Genomic DNA, 16,410 nt, shown 5'->3' on the forward strand with positions numbered 1-16,410 from the left:
ATGCGCCTCAGTCATGCGCCTCAGCCATCGCCCTCCAGCCGGGCCCGCAGGTCGGCCCGGGCGAACGCCGCCGGCGAGGCGATCGACAGCCCGCCGTCGACCGGCAGGACGACGCCGGTGATGGCCGACGCCGCCGGACCGGCGAGGAACTCGACCGCCGCAGCCACCTCGTCCGCACGGATGGTCCGCCCGATCGGGTAGCCGGCCGCCGCGTCGGCGTACTTCTCCCCGCCCACGAGGCCGGGGGCGACGGCGTTGACCCGGACGCCGGAGCGGGCGTAGTCGAGCGCGAGCTGGCGGACCAGCCCGTCGACCCCGCCCTTCGCCGCGGCGTAGCCGGGCAGCCAGGGCGCGGCCAGGAACCCGTTGACCGACGAGATCGCGACGATCGCGCCGCCGCCGTCGACCAGCCGGGGCAGCGCGGCGCGCGCGGTCAGGAAGAACGTGTCGAGGCAGCCGGAGATCGCCCGGTACCACTGCTCGTCGGTGGTCCGGTGCGCGGGCGCCACGGGCATCACGCCGGCCGCCGGCACCAGCACGTCGATGCCGCCGAGCAGCTGCGCGGCCTCGTCGACCGCCGCCTGCGCCTGCTCGGGGTCGGTGCAGTCGGCGGTGAGGTCGGCCGTCAGCGCGGCGTTGCCGGCCGGCTCGAGCGAGACGCCCACCACGCTGCCGCCGCCGGCCGCGAACCGCTCGGCGATGGCGGCGCCGATGGGGTTCGACGCGCCGACCAGCACGACCCTCACGGCACGATCCCCAGGTCCAGCGGCGCCAGGATGTCGTCGAGCAGCGCCCGCCCGCCGGCGTCCAGCGTCTTGGCCGGCAGCCGGACCGTGGCGTGCTCGATGATGCCGCGGCGCACCAGCACCTCCTTGTGCACCGCCCACGCGATGCCCTGCTGCAGGCCGTGCACGATCAACGGCAGCAGCCGCGCGAACGCGGCCCGGGCCTCGGCCCGCTGCCCCGCGTTCCAGGTCGCCAGCACCGGCGCCAGCAGGTCCGGGAACTCGCACGCCGGCATGGTGCCGATGGAGCCGCGCGCGTACTCGTCGAGGACGAACTGGGCGTTCTGGCCGCCCAGGACCGCGAAGCCGTCGTCCTCGGCGGCGACGGCATCGGCGACGGCGCCCACCTTGGGCACCGTCGGCGGCGCCTCGACCTTGACCGAGGTGACGCCGTCGAGCTTGCTCAGCTCGACGATGAGCGCGGCCGACATGGTGACGCCGGTGACGCCGGGCGCGTCCTGGACCATCACCTCGGTGCCGGTCGATGCGGCGAACTCGCCGACCAGCCCGTAGAACTCGACCAGCTGGTCCGGGCCCGGCTTGACCATGAACGGCGGCAGCACCATGAGTGCGTCGGCGCCGCCGTCGGCCGCCTCGCGGGCCTGCTCGAGCGCGGTGACCGACGAGGTGCCGTTGACGCCGGCGACGACGGGGACGGCGTCGGCGACGATCTCGCGGACGTCGCTCAGGATGACCTGGCGCTCGGCCAGCGTCAGGGCGAACCCCTCGCTGGCCATGCCGAACACCGCGACGCCGTCGACGCCGCTGGTCAGCTGGAACTCCACCAGCCGCCGAAGCCCGGGCCGGTCGAGCGAGCCGTCGGGAAGGAAGGGGGTGGCCAGGATCGGCACCAGGCCGTGGACGGTGTGGGTCATACGGTTCGGGACTCCTCGGCGAGCGTGCGGACGGTTTCCTCGTCGACGTCGATCCCGAGCCCCGGACCGGCCGGCAACGGGAAGCCGCCGGGACCGAACGCGATCGGGTGCCGCAGGATGCGCTGGCCGACGTCGGTGGACTTGGGCTGGTACTCGAACACCTCGAGGGACTCGACGGCCGCGCTGACGTGCAGGCCTGCGGCCAGGGCGATGGCGAGTCCGGTGGAGTGGTGCGGCGCGACCGGGACGTGCCGGGCGGCCGCGAGCTCGGCGATGGCCATCGCCTCGGTGATGCCGGTGCGGCCGACGTCGGGCTGCGCGATCCGCAGAGCCCGGGCGTCGAGCCACTGGCCGAACTCGTAGCGGTTGCGCAGCGCCTCGCCGACGGCGACGGGCACCGGCGACGTGCGGGTGAGCTCGGTGTGGCCGATGAGGTCCTCAGGCGCGAGCGGCGCCTCGAGGAACCAGGCGCCACGTTCGGCCAGACCCGCGGCGAGGCGGCCGGCGTCGGTGACCGAGTAGACCCAGTGCGCGTCGACGGCGACCCGCAGCGACGGCGCGGCGGTGCGGACCGCGTCGACGGTCGCGAGGTCGGCCTCGACGCCGTGGCCCAGGTGCAGCTTGACCCCGGTGGCGCCGCGGGCCACCCAGTCCGCGGCCAGCGCGGCGCGCTCGTCGTCCTTGGTCCGCGGCAGCCCCGAGACGTACACCGGGACGTGGTCGCGGAAGGCGCCGCCGAGCAGGTCAGCCACGGACCGGCCGGTGAGCCGCCCGGCCAGGTCCCACAGGGCGATGTCGACGGCGGCCAGGGCGTCGGCCTGGTGCCCCACCAGGTGCCCGCGCTCGCGCATGAGGTCGCGCAGCCGCGACCACGCCGGCCGCGGCCGGGTCGCGTCCATGCCGCGCAGCACCGGCGCCAGCAGCAGGTCGACCACCGCCGCCGGCACCTCGGGCGCGACCGGGGCCAGCGCCTCGCCCCAGCCGGTCGTGCCGTCCTCGGCCGTCACCTTGACCAGGAGCGCCTCGAACCGGTCGGAGTACAGGCTGCGCCAGGGCTCGCGCACGGTGTAGGCAGGACCGATCGCGCTGCCGTCGCGCAGGGCACCGAGATAGGCCTCGTCGGAGCGCAGCTTGAGGACGAAGGTCTCGATATCACGAATCAACATCTGTCATCCGAACAGGGCTTGACTTCATGCACCATATGCGTAACTCTCCCACATGATGCACGGTTCCTTCAATCTCAGGAGCGCAGTGGCAACGGACCAGGCCACGAACCAGAGCGTCGAGAAGGCGGCGACTGTTCTCAGTGCCTTCCTCGACGGCCGGGCCCTGCGCGTCTCCGACGTCGCCAAGCATGCGGGGCTCGGGCAATCCACCGCGTCCCGACTCCTGTCTACTCTTGAATCGTTACAGTTCGTCGAGCGCGACCCGATCAGCTCGATGTACCAGCTGGGACCGGCCCTGCTGACCCTGGCCGGAGTGGCGATCAACCAGCACCCCGTGCACCGCGAGGCCCGCCAGGCGGCCCAGAACCTGGCCGGGTCGCTGGGCCTCGGCGTCAACGTCGCGGTCCGCCAGGGCTCGTCGCTGTTCTACCTCTGTAACTTCGAGGGCCGGCTGGCACCGAAGTCCTACACGCTGATGGGCCAGCGCAACCCGCTGCACGCCACCGGCATCGGCAAGTGCCTGCTGCTGGCCCTCACGCCGGCAGAACGCCGCGACCTCGTCCCCGACCTGCACCGCTACACCCCGCGCACCGTCTGCGACCACGACGACCTCGACGCCGAGCTGGCCGAGGTCGCCCACCGCGGCTACGCGACCGAGATCGAGGAGCTGGCGCTGGGGCGCTCGTGCGTCGCGGCGCCGATCCTCGACCAGTCCGGGCAGATCGTCGCCGCGCTGTCCATCTCCGGCCCGCTCTCCGCGCTGGGACTCGCCGGCGGCGATCCCGACCTCGCCAGCACCGTCATCGAAGTGGCCGACTCGATCAGCGTCGGCCTCGGCTACCTGGGGCCCCGGCACACGACGGCGCAGCCCTGACCCGTCTCGTTCCACCGACGAAGGAGTCCCCGAGACCATGTCCCGCACACGACGCACGCTGCGCTGGGCGGCCGCCGTTTCGGCCGTCGCCCTGACGGCCACCGGCTGCAACCTCGTCGGTTCCGGCGAGGACGACAGCAGCACCGACGACGCCTCCGGCGGCGAGAACGTCACCGTCACCGTCGCCCTGGTCCCCGACCCGCCCGGCGCGAGCGAGTTCTACCGCGCCCAGTTCGACCTCCTCGAAGAGGAGAACCCGGGCCTGACCGTCGAGGTCCTCGAGAACCCGGCCGACCAGCAGCTCGCCGCCGTCGAGCTGATGTTCCAGCAGGGCGACCCGCCGGACGTGTTCCGCGCCCAGGCCGACGGCTTCGACCGGATGTACGAGCGCGGCTGGACGCACTCGCTGGAGGAGTTCGTCACCGACGAGTTCCTCGACCGGTTCCCCGAGGGCACCATGAACCCGGCGACGTCGGGCCTGCACCGTAACGGTGAGCTGTACACGTTGCCGCTGGTCACGGGCAAGTGGGAGGCCCGGCCGCTGGTCGTCAACATGGCCATCCTGCGCGAGAACGGCTACGACGCCCCGCCGGAGACGTGGAGCGAGTTCGAGGAGATGGCCCGCACCATCACGGCCAACGGCGGCGGCTCGGTGTTCGGGTACGCGCCGTTCAACGCCAAGGCCGGCGGCGTCGAGATGTTCGCCCAGACGGCGGTGCCGGGTTCGGTGCTCAGCGACGGCATCGACTTCCGCACCGGCAAGCCGGCGACGGCGTCGCCCGGGCTGGTCGAGGCCGTCGAGATGCACCGGCGCATGCAGGCCGACGGCGTCATGGCGCCGGGCTGGGAGAGCTGGGACGCCAACCGGCCGTTCACCGAGTTCGCCGCCGGCACCATTGCCATGTACCCGACGCCGACCTACCAGGTCGCCGAGATCCGCAAGCTCAACCCGGAGATCGAGATGGTGGTCGCGCCGATGCCGGTGCCGGACACGGGCCGCGTCGCCTACACACCGCTGCGCCAGTCGTTCGCCCCGATCTGGTCGATGTCCTCGGAGACCGAGCACCCGGACGAGGCGTGGAAGGTCATGGACTTCCTCGCGTCGCCGGAGTTCCACCAGGCCTACTACGAGGAGTTCGGCACGCTGACCGCGCTCGAGGGCGCCTGGGAGGACCAGGCCATGGACAACCCGGACCAGGCAGCGATCCTCGAGGTGGCCGACGAGACCGTCCGGCTGATCCCGAACCCGATCCTGGCCAGCGAGGGCGGCGCGGCGATCCTGCAGGCCCGGGCCCAGCGCCCGGAGCTGCGCTTCGTCGACGCCGCCGTCGACGCGATCATCAACGACAAGCCGTTCCTGCCCATCGCCCAGGGGCTGGACGCGCAGCTGCAGACGTTCCTCGACGAGCAGGTCGCGGCCGGCACGGGCACGCTCGAGGACATCACGTTCCCGGACTGGGACCCGCTCGAGAACTACACCCCGGAGCAGTAGTCCATGGCTTCGACGTACGCGGCGACCCGGCGGCCCCGTGCCGCCGGTCGCTGGCGCCGGCACGCCTGGAGCTACGCGTTCCTGGTCCCCGGCCTGGTGCTGTTCGGCGGGTTCTCCATCTGGCCGCTGCTGGCGAGCTGGTGGTACGCGTTCTTCGACTGGGACGGCGTCGGCGCCCCCACCGACTGGGTGGGCTTCGACAACTTCAGCGAGGTCCTGGGGTCCGGCGACTTCTGGCAGGCGTTCTGGCACTCGTTCCTGTTCTCCTTCGCCGCCCTGCTGATCGAGCTGCCGCTGGCGCTGATCCTGGCGATCCTGCTGAACAACGCCTGGCTGCGCGGGCGCAACGTCTACCGGCTCGCGCTGTTCCTGCCGGTGGTCACGACGACCGCGGTCATCGGCATCGTGTTCGCGGTGCTGCTGGACCCGATCCGCGGCGTCGTCAACACCGCACTGACGGACGTGGGGATCGTCGACCAGGCGGTCAACTTCCTCGGCTCGACGACGACGGCGCTGCCGACGCTGATCGGCATCGACATCTGGAAGGGCTTCGGCATCACGCTGATCTACTGGCTGGCTGCCTTGCAGACGATCCCGAAGGACATCCACGAGGCGGCGCTGATCGACGGCGCCAGCTCGCGGCAGTCGCTGCGCTACGTGGTGCTGCCGATGCTGGTGCCGATCGCCGTCGTCATCCTGCTGCTGGTGTTCCAGCGCAGCCTCAACACGTTCGACCTGGTCCAGGCGACCACGCAGGGCGGGCCGAACTACTCCACCGACGTGGTCCCGACCTACGTCTACCGGTTCGCGTTCGACCCGTACCTGCAGGCGCCGCGGTACGGCTTCGCCTGCGCGGCCGGCGCGGTGTTCGGCCTGATGACCCTGTTCATCACCCTGCTGCAGGCGCCGCTGCTGCGGGGCCGGGCCCGAGGGGGCGCGCTGTGACCACCACCGAACTGGTCCGCTCTGCCACCTCGCCGGAGGCGCCGGTCCGCCCGGACCGGCGCAACCGCTGGTACAAGCTGCGCCCGAAGCTGTGGCACCTGTTCCTGATCCCGTTCTGCCTGCTCTGGGTCTACCCGTTCATCTGGATGGTGTCGGCGGCGTTCAAGACGCAGAGCGAGATGCTGCTCGGCGGGCTGTCGCTGATCCCGAAGGAGTGGACGCTCGAGAACTTCGAGCGGGCCTGGACGACGGCCAAGTTCGGCGACTACACGCTGAACACGCTGACGTTCTCGATCGCCGTCGTGGTGCTGACGCTGCTGGCGTCGTCGACCGCGGGCTACGCGTTGTCCAAGCCGGACCTGCCGGGCAAGAAGGTGATCATCGCCGTCCTGGTGGTGACGATGTTCATCCCGCACAGCTACACGATCATCCCGGTGTTCCTGCTGATCAACGACCTCGGTCTGAACAACGGGCTGCTCGGGGCGGCGCTGGCGCAGGCCGGCCCGGGGCTGGTGGTGCCGATCCTGCTGTTCATGGGGTTCTTCGCCGGCATCCCCCGCGACCTCGAGGAGGCCGCGCGCATCGACGGCGCCGGCTACGTCCGGACCTTCTGGCGGGTGCTGCTGCCCCTGGCGAAGCCCGTTATCGGCACAGTGGCCCTGATGAACTTCGTGTTCTCGTGGAACGCGTTCTTCGTGCCGCTGGTGTTCACGCTCGGCGCGCCGGAGCTGCGGACGCTGGGCGTGGGCATGTTCAGCTTCTTCGGCCAGGAGTCGACCGACTGGACCGGCCTCGCGGCGGGCGCCTGCATCAGCACCATCCCGATCGTCATCGTCTTCCTGTTCCTCCAGCGCACCTTCGTCGAGGGGATCGCCGGGGCGGTGAAGAGCTGACGATGCGCATCAGCCGGCTCGAGGTCGAGGACGCACCCTGCCCGCTGGGCCTGGACGAGCCGCGACCGCGGTTCTCGTGGGTCGTGTCCGACGGCGACCCCGTCGCGTACCAGGTGGTGGTCGACGACGTCTGGGACAGTGGCCGGGTCGCGTCGGACCGCACGTTCGGGGTCGAGTACGACGGGCCGACGCTGACGCCGTCGACCCGCTACCAGTGGCGGGTCCGGGTGTGGCCGGCCGGCGGCGACTCACCCGTGACGAGCGAGCCGTCCTGGTGGGAGACCGGGATGCTCGGCGGTGACTGGGGCGGCGCGCGCTGGATCGGCGCCGTCCCCTGGCCCGCGGCGGCGCTGGGGCTCGACGGCGCCGGCTGGCTCGCCGTGCCGCCGGACGGCGCCCGCTACCGGGGCGTGCTGACGCTGCCGGCCGGGCGGCCGGTGCGGCGGGCCCTCGTCGCGATGTACGCCGACGACTTCCGGCTCAGCCTCGGCTGGCACGAGGTGCTCGGCGGCACCATTCGCTACGGCGAGGACGAGCGCGTCGGGGCGTCGGCCGACGTGACGGAGCTCGTGCGGGCGGCGGCGGGCAGCGTGGTCCTGACGGTGCGAGCGAACCCCGGCCGCGAGCCGGCGGTGCTGGCCGGGCGGCTCTGGGTCGAGTTCGACGACGGCGCCACGGCCACGCTGGTCACCGGCCCGCATTGGACGACGTCCTCCGGCGCTCCCGCCCCGGTCGCGGAGCCGCCGCCGGGCCCCGTCGTCGTCGCCTCGCCGGAGCGCCCGGCGCCGCTGCTGCGCCGCTCGTTCACGCTGCCGGCCGAGGCCGTCCGGGCCCGCCTGTCCGTGGCCGGGCTGGCGTACCACGAGGTGCACCTGGGCGAGCGGCGCGTCGGTTCGGCGGTGCTGGACCCCGGGTTCACCGCGTACGACCGCACGGTGCTGTACGCGACGCACGACGTGACGGACCTGGTCGCCGCGGGGCCGAACGTCGTCACCGCCGAGCTGGGCCGCGGCTTCCACGGGCTGACCACGCCGACCATCTGGTGGTGGCACCGGGCGTCCTGGCACGGCGAGCCGCGGCTGCTGTTCCGGCTGGTCGTGACGCACGCTGACGGGTCGGAGACGGTCGTGGTGTCCGACGGCTCCTGGGAGGTCGCGGACGGGCCGACCCGGAGCGACTCGCTGTACACCGGCGAGACGTACGACGCGCGCCGGGTGGGCGGCGAGACGTGGGGACCCGCGGCGGTGCTGCCGGCGCCGGCGGGCCGCCTGGTCGCGCAGCAGCACGAGCCGATCCGGGTCACCGAGACCGTCCGGCCCGTGTCCGTCACGTCGCTCTCCCCCGGCCGGCACGTGCTCGACTTCGGCCGCACCATGGCCGGGCGGGCCCGCATCGCCGTCGACGCGCCGGCCGGGCGCACCGTCACCCTGACCTACGCCGAGCAACTGGCGTCCGACGGCACCGTCGCGCCCATCAGCGCGCTGGTCTGGCACCGCCGCTTCCAGCGCGACGAGTACGTGGCGGCGGGCGAGCCGGGCGAGACGTGGGAGCCGCGGTTCACCTACAAGGGCTTCCGCTACCTGCAGGTCGACGGCGTCGACGGCGTTCCCGCAGCTGACGCCGTCGTCGCCCGGATCCTGCACAGCGACGTCGCGACGTCCGGCGAGTTCGGCTGCTCCGAGCCGCTGTACGAGCGGCTGCACGCGATGATGCACCGGACCGTGGTGAACAACCTGCACGGCATCCCGACCGACACCCCGCTGTACGAGAAGAACGGCTGGACCGGCGACGTCCAGGTCGCGCTGCCGACGCTGCTGGCGATGTTCGACCTGCGCCGGCTCCTCGCCAAGTGGGCGGGCGACCTCGCCGACGCGCAGCGGCCGTCCGGCGCGCTGCCGGTCGTCGTGCCGAGCGGCGGCTGGGGGTACGAGCAGCTGGCGCCGTCGCCGGAGTGGACCACCGTCTACCCGTACCTGGTCCGCGAGCTGTACCGCGCCTACGGCGACGAGCGGCTGGTCGCGCGGCACTGGGCAGGCGTGACGCGGTACCTGGACTGGGAGCTGGGGCGCCTCGACGGCGACGGTCTGGCCACCAGCGAGCTGGGCGACTGGCTGGCGCCCGGGTACGTCGTCCCGCCCGAGGACCGCCGCCTCACCGCGACCGCCTATCTGCACCGGGCGCTGGAGGCGGCGGCGGAGCTTGGCGGTCTGGTCGGCGACGACGCCGCCGCTCCGCGGTATCGCGACGCCGCGGCCGCCTGCCGGGACGCGCTGAACGCGACCTTCCTGGACCGCTCGGCCGGGGTGTACCGCACCGCGACCGACCCGGGGTACCGGCAGACCTCGAACGCGGTGCCGCTGGCGTTCGGGCTGGTCCCGCCCGAGTATGAGCAGGCGGTGGCCGACGGCCTCGCCGCGTCGCTGGCCGAGCGCGGCGACCGTCTGGACACCGGCTGCCTCGGCACGAGCGTGCTGCTGCCGGTCCTCACCCGGTACGGGCACGGCGACCGCGCGCACGCCGTCGTCACCCAGCCGGACGAGCCGGGCTGGCGGTACTGGATCGGGCTCGGCGCGGACACCATGTGGGAGTCGTGGAAGCCGGACTCGCGCTCGCGCGGCCACTACTTCCTCGGCACCGTCGTCCAGTGGCTGTACGAGCACGTCGCGGGCCTGCGCCCGGGCGACGCCGGGTTCGCGCGGTTCGTCGTGCGGCCGGACGCCCGCGGCCCGCTGACCTGGGCCCGGGCGGTTCGAGAGACCGTGCGCGGGCGGGCGTCCGTGGCGTGGTCGCGGACGGCCGACGGTGTGCAGCTCGAGGTCGAGGTGCCCGCGGGGGCGACGGCCGAGGTGCACGTCCCGGTGGGTTCGGACGTGGGTGACGCGTGGCGCGTGCGGACGGTGGGTGCGGGCCGGTGGCGGTTCCACGACGAGGAGACGGAGAGCCTGTGAAGACCCTGGAGATCGTGGCCGTCGAGGCGCTGGCGCTGCGGCTCGGCCTGGACGGCGCGCCCGACCGCGGCGGCCCGGACTACCGCGCGCCGCACGAGCGGCCGACCATCTACTCCCCCAGCCGCGAGACCGTGTTCGTCCGCATCGAGACGTCCGGCGGACTGGTCGGCTGGGGCGAGGCGCTGGTGCCGGTCGGGCCGCGGGTGGTCGCGGCGATCGTCGAGGACCTGCTGACGCCCGCGCTGCTGGGTGCCGACGCCGCCGACGTGCGGCCGCTGCGGTTCCGGCTGGGCGAGCTGATGCGCGAGCGCGGCCATCTCGGCGGGCACCAGGCCGACGCACTGGCGGCGGTCGACATCGCGCTGTGGGACCTGCTCGGGCGGGCGACCGGCCTGTCCGTGGCCACGCTGCTGGGCGGGGCGTTCCGGCGCCGGATCCCCAGCTACCTCACGTCCGTCGGCACCGCGACCACGCCCGAGGAGCTGCGCGCGCACTGGGACGGCGGCATCCGGCGGTTCAAGCTGCACCTCGGCCCGTCCGTCGAGGAGTCGCTCGCCGTGTTCGAGCGGGCCGCGGCCACCCTGCCGGACGCCCACTTCGCCGTCGACGTGCACTGCCGCCTGGACGGCCCGTCGGCGCTGCGGCTGGCCCGCGAGCTCTCCGCCCGCGGGGCCTGGTTCCTCGAGTCGGCGCTGCCGGCCGAGCACGCCCGCGGCTACGCCGCGCTGGCGGCCGCCGCCGACCTGCCGATCGCGGCCGGCGAGGCGCACCGGCACCGCTACGAGGTGGCCGACTGGCTGGCCCTCGACGCGCTGGACCTGTACCAGCCGGACATCGGCCGCACCGGGATCACCGAGGGCAACGCGATCGCCACCCTGGTCAACGCCGCCTACCGGCCGATCCTGCCGCACCACTCGGCGGCGCTCGGGCTGGCCCTGGCGGCCGGCCTGCACGTGGCGGCCGCCGCCGACGACGCACCCTTCTTCGAGTACTCGCCGGGCACGCTCGAGCTGGCGAACAGCGTGCTGGCCGAGCCGATCGTCGCCGACCCCGACGCCTACCTGTTGCCCGACGGCCCCGGCCTCGGCATCGTCGTCGACGAGGACAAGGTCCGTGCCGCCGTCGTCGCGCGCTGACCGCCCGGCCTCCTCCTCACGATCGGCCCGATCCGTTCCGGCGGTCTTCGAAAGATGTGTCCGGTGGGACTTCGCCATCGGGTGGTGCCGTCGGGCCCGCGGGTGACGGTCCACCCGCCGCGGTGCTTGAGCAGGTGATGCGTCTCGCAGAGGGTGTGGCAGTTGGCCGCGCAGGTGGTCCCGCCGGCGGCGAACTCCTTGATGTGGTCGATGTCGCAGCCGCGGGCGGGCCGGTGGCAGCCGGGCATCCGGCAGGTCCGGTCCCGCGCGGTGATGAAGTCGGCCAGCGCCTGGGACGGCCGATACCGGGTGCGCCCCATGTCGAGCAGGTGTCCGGTGCCGGGATCGGTGCGCAGCCAGGTCCACACCCCTTCATCGGCCAGCGTGCGAGCGACATCGGCGGAGATGGGCCCGTAGCCCTCGAGCTCACCCGGCTCATCGCTCAACCCCACCAGCGACCCGAACGGGATCGTCACGTGCACGCTCACCGGCCGCGCCCGCCGCCGCGGCGCAGTGGTTCCGGGAGCGGCCACGGCGGCGGCGGTGGCGGTGTCGCCAGGTGCGGTCGCGGCGGTCGGATGGCCGAACATCGCGTGGCCGGTGGCGCCGTCGGCACACGCCGTCAGCGCGGCCCACCCGAGTTCGGCGAGCGCGTCGGCGCGGCGCTGGTCCTTCGACCTGACCGGCCCACCCGCCGCGGCGTCCGCCCGCTTCAAGTCCGCGGCGGCGGCGTTCAGCGCGGTGTTCAGGGCGGCGGCATCCTCGGCCGGCAACCGCGCCTCCAGCTGCGCCATCCCATCACTGGCCGGGGTCACCACGACATAGCGGGAGTCGCGGGCGACCTGGTGCCGCTCGGCCGCCGACACCGGCGCCAACTCGTGCAGGAGTTGCCGGATCAGCTTCCGCAACGCCACCGAGTCCAGCTGCGGCGCCCGCGGCAGCACGGCCGCCTCCACCCGCCGGCGCACACCCGGGTCCTGCCCGCCCAGCTCGTCCAGGATCGCCCGGACTCGCCGCCAGTCGATCAACCCCGCCCACCACGCCGCCCACGTCTCCGGGAAGTCGCGTAAGAGTTGCACTGCGGGCCCGACCATGCCCTCGGCCTGCTTGGCCGTCAGCTGACACCGCCCCGCCACCACCACCGCCGCGTTCGTCACCGGGTTCACCGACCGATACCCCGTCTCAGCGGGCCGCACCTCGGCACGCGCGGCCAGCTCGGCCAACGCCTTCGCCTCGCCCGCGGCCACCCACGCGGCCAGCCGTCCCCACCCGGCAACCCTCTCGACCGCGTCATACACATCCGTCGTCGACGATGCTCGCCGATCCGCCAGCCGGGCCAGCAGCGCCGCCAACTCCGGCCCCACCGAAGCCGCATCGATGTCCAGCACCGCCGCCGAACCCTCCGCATACGAGGCAGCCACCCCATCCAACAGGGCACGCAGCTCGGCATCCATCACCGGAGCATCACCCGGCAACGGAGCAGACAGATCGGCGTCTTCGAACATATAAGTGATCTTAGCTGCACCCATCGACAAGATCAACTCGGGCCGCGCGGTACCGTGCCGCCATGACCGCTGTCCTCGTGACCGGGGCGGCCGGCGGGGTCGCCGGGCACCTCCGCTCCGGCCTGACCGGTCTCGACCTGCGCGTCGTCGACACCCGCGAGGTGGCCGGCTGGGACGGCGCCGAGGTCCGCACCGGCGACCTCACCGACCCGGACGTCGCGGCCGCGGCCGTCGAGGGCATGGACGCGGTCGTGCACCTGGCGGCCAACCCGCATCCCGGCGCCGCGTGGAGCGAGCTGCGCGGGCCGAACGCCGACGCCGTCGTCACCCTGCTCGACGCCGCACGGAAGGCCGGCGTCGGCAGGGTGGTGCTTGCCAGTTCCGTGCACGCCGTGGGCGGCTACGTGGCCGATGGCCTGCCGGCGGGCACGGTCATCGACCCGGCCTGGCCCGCACGGCCGTGCTGCGCCTACGGCGCCACCAAGGTGTTCGCCGAGGCGTACGGGCGCAGCGTCGCCGACGGCGGCGAACTGTCGGTGCTGTGCCTGCGGCTGGGCGGCGTGCTGGCGCGGCCCACGGACACCGGCAACCTCATCGGCTGGCTGGCGCCGTCGGACCTGCGGCGGCTGGTGCTGGCGGCCCTCGAGGCGGACGTGCGCTATGGCTGCTACTTCGGGGTGTCGGCGAACACCCGCGGGGTCTTCGACTACGCCAACGCGACCGCCGAGCTGGGCTACCGGCCCGAACTCGACTCCGAGGCCTACGCCGCCGACGTCACCCCCGGCGACGGCGGCCTGTGCCGCTGGCGCGGCGAGAGCACGCCCTAGGACGCCGCGGTGTCGAGCAGGCCGTCGCGGTGGGCGATGGCCGCCGCTTCGCCGCGGCCCGACGCGCCGAGTTTGGCCAAAATGTTCGACACGTGCACGCTGGCGGTCTTGGAGCTGATGAACAGCGTCTCGCCGATCTCGCGGTTGCTGCGGCCCTGGGCGACCAGCCGCAGCACCTCGTGCTCGCGCACCGTCAGCCCGGACGGCGCGACCCGCGGCGAGGGAACGCCCGAGACCAGCGGCAGGTGCGCCCGCCGGGAGAGGTCGTCGACCCAGGCGCGGAAGAGCCCCGCGCCCACCGCGTCGGCCGAGGCGGCCGCGGCCCGCAGCGCCTCGAGGGCGCCGTCGCGGTCGCCGGCCTCGATCAGCGCCCGGCCGAGCCGGTAGCCGGCGTACGAGACCAGGTGGACCGGGCCCTCGGCCGCCTCGAGCGCGACGAGCGCCCGCTGCCAGGCCGCGGCGTCGGTGCCACCCAGCCCACTCAGCTCGGCGTCGACCAGCAGGGACCAGAGGTCGACCGGCCAGCCGCGCGCCGCGTGGTCGGTGAGCGCCCGCAGCCATTCGACGTCGGCTTCGAGGCCCTGGGTGCCGCCCGCCGCCCGGATGCGCGCACCGAGCGCCTGGGCGCCGGCGAACGCCAGCGGGAGGTCGTAGCCCGGCACGGCGGCGTCGATGCGACTGCCCACCTCGGCGAAGACCGCGCCCCAGGCCCGCTCGGCGTCGCCCTGAGCCAGCGCGACATCGGCCTCGAGCCGCGCCACCAGCCGGCTGTCCTGCGGGAGCACGGCCCGGCGGGTCATGCCGGCGCGCAGCCGCTCGACCGCGGTGGCCGCCGCCTCGACCTCGCCGCGCCAGAGCCCGAGCCAGGCCTTGAGGCCGATCATGTGCCGCTCGTGGTTGGGCGGCGGTACCAGCTCGAGGCCGCGCTCGATCATGCGCTCGGCCCGCTCCCAGTCGCCCAGCGCCAGCATGGGCTCGGCGGCGTTGCCGGCCAGCACGACGCCCGAGGTGCGCTTGCGCCCGCGCTGACGGGCGAGCTCGTAGCCCTCGGTGGCGACGTCGACGGCGTCGCGGTAGCGCCCGAGCAGGGTGTAGGCGTCGGAGAGGTTGACGAAGTAGCGGTGCAGGTGGTCGGGCTCGGAGGTGGCCGTGATTCCGGCCAGCCGCAGCTCGGCGAGCGCCCGCTCGGCGTCGCCCATGTGCACCCAGGCGGTGCCGCGGGTGACGTGGGCGGAGGCGACGATGCGGTCGAGGCCGATGGCCGCGGCCACCCGCTCGGCCTCGTCGGCGACCTCGAGGCACTCCTCGAACCGCCAGTCGAGCATGAGCATGGTGGCCAGCCAGTCGAGCGCCTCGGCCCGCTGCACCGACGGCTCGGCCGGGATGAGCTCGCGCGCCTCCATGAGCGCCTCGATGGCGCCGGGGCGGCCGAGCCGGTTGGTCACGCTGCCCAGCTGCGCGAGCAGCCAGCCGGCCCGGGCGGGGTCGGCGGTGCGGTCGACGAGCCGCAGCGCCTCTTTGACCAGCGAGAGCGTGCGCTCGAACTCGCCGGCGGCGTAGGCCTCGGTGGCCGCGCGGATGAGGACGTGGGGGCGGTCGCTGCCGGCCACCTTCTCGGGTTCGGCGACCTGGTCCCACAACTCCAACGCACGCTCGAGCAGCTGCTGCGCGGTGGCGTGGGCGTAGCTGCGGACCAGCTCGTCGGCGGCGGTGAGCGACCAGGCGAACGCGCGCTCGACGTCGTGCGCGGAGTACCAGTGGTGCGCGACCTCGGCGGCGGTAGGCCCGTGCGGCATCAGTTCGGGGTGTGCCTCGAGCGCCTGCGCGTACCGGGCGTGCATGCGCGCGTGCTCGCCCGGCAGCATGTCGTCGTGCAGGGCCTCGCGCAGCAGCGCGTGCCGGAAGGCGTAGCCGTCGCCGTCGACCACGATGACTCCGGCCGAGACGGCCTCGCGCAGCGCCGCCTCGAGCGCGCCGGACTGCTCCTCGGCCACGAGCTCGAGCACCGAGTGGTCGACGCGGTTGCCGGCCGCCGACATGAGCCGCAGCAGGCGCTGGGTGTCCTCGGTCAGCGGCTCGACCCGGACCAGCAGCAGGTCGCGCAGCGAGCCGGGCAGTTCGGAACAGCCGCCGTCGACGTCGACCCAGGCCAGCTCTTCGACGAAGAACGGGATGCCCTCGCTGCGCTGGACGATGCGCTGCACGTGGGCGTGCTCGGGCGGACGGCCCAGGAGCCCGCGCAGCTGCAGCACGACCTCGTCGGCGTCGAGGCGGGGCAGCTCGATGCGGTGCACCTGGCGCAGGCGGTCGAGCTCGGCCAGCAGCGGGCGCAGCGGATGACCACGGTGCAGCTCGTCGGTGCGGTAGGTGACGACGAGCAGCAGCCGGGACTCGCGCACGCCGCGCACCATGAAGCGCAGGAGGTCGCGGGTGGGGCTGTCGGCCCACTGGAGGTCCTCGAGCAGCACCACCAGCGGCCGCTCGGCGGCGACGCGCTCGAGCAGCGACGAGACCACCTCGTAGAGCCGGCCGCGACCCTCGGGCCCCTCGACCGGCGCGACGCCCAGCTCGGGCACCAGCCCGGCCAGCGCGTCGGCGCCCGGCCCGGCCAGCTCGAGCAGGCGCTCTGCCCCGAACTCGGCGTACAGCCCGCGCAGCGCGCCGACCAATGGCGCGAACGCGGGCCCCTCGCCGTCGAGCGGCACCGACTGCCCGATGACCGCGCGGGCGCCGTCGGCCACCACCTCGGCGACGAACTCCTCGGTGAGCCGGGTCTTGCCGATGCCCGCCTCGCCCCCGACGAGGACGGTGACCGGCTCGCCCCCGCGCGCGGTGGCGTAGGCCTCGCGCAGGTCGGCGAGCTGCCGCTCCCTGCCGACGAGACCCGTGGCGCGGGCGACGTGGATGGGCACGTCACTCATCCTGCCACCCGCGACCGACAGTCTCATCGTGGTTTCCCCCGGG

At 73.8% G+C, this 16,410-nt stretch carries 12 protein-coding genes; 7 read left to right on the top strand and 5 right to left on the bottom strand.

The window, feature by feature from the left end; all coding sequences use genetic code 11:
• Window positions 1-20: 20 nt before the first annotated feature.
• From HD601_RS01140 to HD601_RS01150, 3 genes are read right to left on the bottom strand one after another with little or no spacing between them, the layout of a single operon-like run.
• The gene (locus HD601_RS01140) at window positions 21-746 is read right to left on the bottom strand and encodes an SDR family oxidoreductase (RefSeq protein ID WP_184818541.1); all 726 of its coding nucleotides are present in this window, start codon (window positions 744-746) and stop codon (window positions 21-23) included.
• Window positions 743-1,660 carry a dihydrodipicolinate synthase family protein gene (locus HD601_RS01145; protein ID WP_184818543.1) on the bottom strand — a complete coding sequence of 306 codons (918 nt, stop codon included), beginning with the start codon at window positions 1,658-1,660 and terminating at the stop codon, window positions 743-745. The genes HD601_RS01140 and HD601_RS01145 overlap by 4 nt, the downstream gene beginning before the upstream one ends.
• The gene (locus HD601_RS01150) at window positions 1,657-2,826 is read right to left on the bottom strand and encodes a mandelate racemase/muconate lactonizing enzyme family protein (RefSeq protein ID WP_184818545.1); all 1,170 of its coding nucleotides are present in this window, start codon (window positions 2,824-2,826) and stop codon (window positions 1,657-1,659) included. The genes HD601_RS01145 and HD601_RS01150 overlap by 4 nt, the downstream gene beginning before the upstream one ends.
• A gap of 85 nt (window positions 2,827-2,911) precedes the next feature.
• Here HD601_RS01150 and HD601_RS01155 point away from each other — a divergent pair, with 85 nt between their 5' ends.
• From HD601_RS01155 to HD601_RS01180, 6 genes are read left to right on the top strand one after another with little or no spacing between them, the layout of a single operon-like run.
• Entirely contained in the window at window positions 2,912-3,700 is a 789-nt protein-coding gene (locus HD601_RS01155) for an IclR family transcriptional regulator (RefSeq protein ID WP_221440449.1), read from the top strand.
• Window positions 3,701-3,737: 37 nt separating this feature from the next.
• Window positions 3,738-5,192 (top strand): ABC transporter substrate-binding protein, encoded by a 1,455-nt coding sequence (locus HD601_RS01160; protein ID WP_184818547.1) that lies wholly within the window; start codon window positions 3,738-3,740, stop codon window positions 5,190-5,192.
• 3 nt (window positions 5,193-5,195) lie between these two features.
• Entirely contained in the window at window positions 5,196-6,137 is a 942-nt protein-coding gene (locus tag HD601_RS01165; RefSeq protein WP_184818548.1) for a carbohydrate ABC transporter permease, read from the top strand.
• Complete coding sequence (locus HD601_RS33295) at window positions 6,134-7,030, top strand: ABC transporter permease subunit (RefSeq protein ID WP_221440450.1); 897 nt, start codon at window positions 6,134-6,136, stop codon at window positions 7,028-7,030. The genes HD601_RS01165 and HD601_RS33295 overlap by 4 nt, the downstream gene beginning before the upstream one ends.
• 2 nt (window positions 7,031-7,032) lie before the next feature.
• Window positions 7,033-9,978, top strand: a complete 2,946-nt coding sequence (locus HD601_RS01175; protein WP_184818550.1) for an alpha-L-rhamnosidase — start codon at window positions 7,033-7,035, stop codon at window positions 9,976-9,978.
• Window positions 9,975-11,114 (top strand): enolase C-terminal domain-like protein, encoded by a 1,140-nt coding sequence (locus HD601_RS01180; RefSeq protein WP_184818552.1) that lies wholly within the window; start codon window positions 9,975-9,977, stop codon window positions 11,112-11,114. The genes HD601_RS01175 and HD601_RS01180 overlap by 4 nt, the downstream gene beginning before the upstream one ends.
• Here the strand turns inward: HD601_RS01180 and HD601_RS01185 are convergent.
• Window positions 11,036-12,619 (bottom strand): HNH endonuclease signature motif containing protein, encoded by a 1,584-nt coding sequence (locus HD601_RS01185; protein ID WP_184818554.1) that lies wholly within the window; start codon window positions 12,617-12,619, stop codon window positions 11,036-11,038. The two genes, HD601_RS01180 and HD601_RS01185, sit on opposite strands and share 79 nt — an antisense overlap.
• A 62-nt stretch (window positions 12,620-12,681) precedes the next feature.
• On the opposite strand from HD601_RS01185, the gene HD601_RS01190 reads away from it, so the two are divergent.
• Complete coding sequence (locus tag HD601_RS01190) at window positions 12,682-13,446, top strand: NAD-dependent epimerase/dehydratase family protein (RefSeq protein ID WP_184818556.1); 765 nt, start codon at window positions 12,682-12,684, stop codon at window positions 13,444-13,446.
• On the opposite strand, the gene HD601_RS34475 is transcribed toward HD601_RS01190, so the two are convergent.
• Window positions 13,443-16,367, bottom strand: a complete 2,925-nt coding sequence (locus tag HD601_RS34475) for a helix-turn-helix transcriptional regulator (protein ID WP_184818558.1) — start codon at window positions 16,365-16,367, stop codon at window positions 13,443-13,445. The two genes, HD601_RS01190 and HD601_RS34475, sit on opposite strands and share 4 nt — an antisense overlap.
• Between the last annotated feature and the right edge of the window lie 43 nt (window positions 16,368-16,410).

The organism is Jiangella mangrovi, assembly GCF_014204975.1.
Classification (GTDB): domain Bacteria; phylum Actinomycetota; class Actinomycetes; order Jiangellales; family Jiangellaceae; genus Jiangella; species Jiangella mangrovi.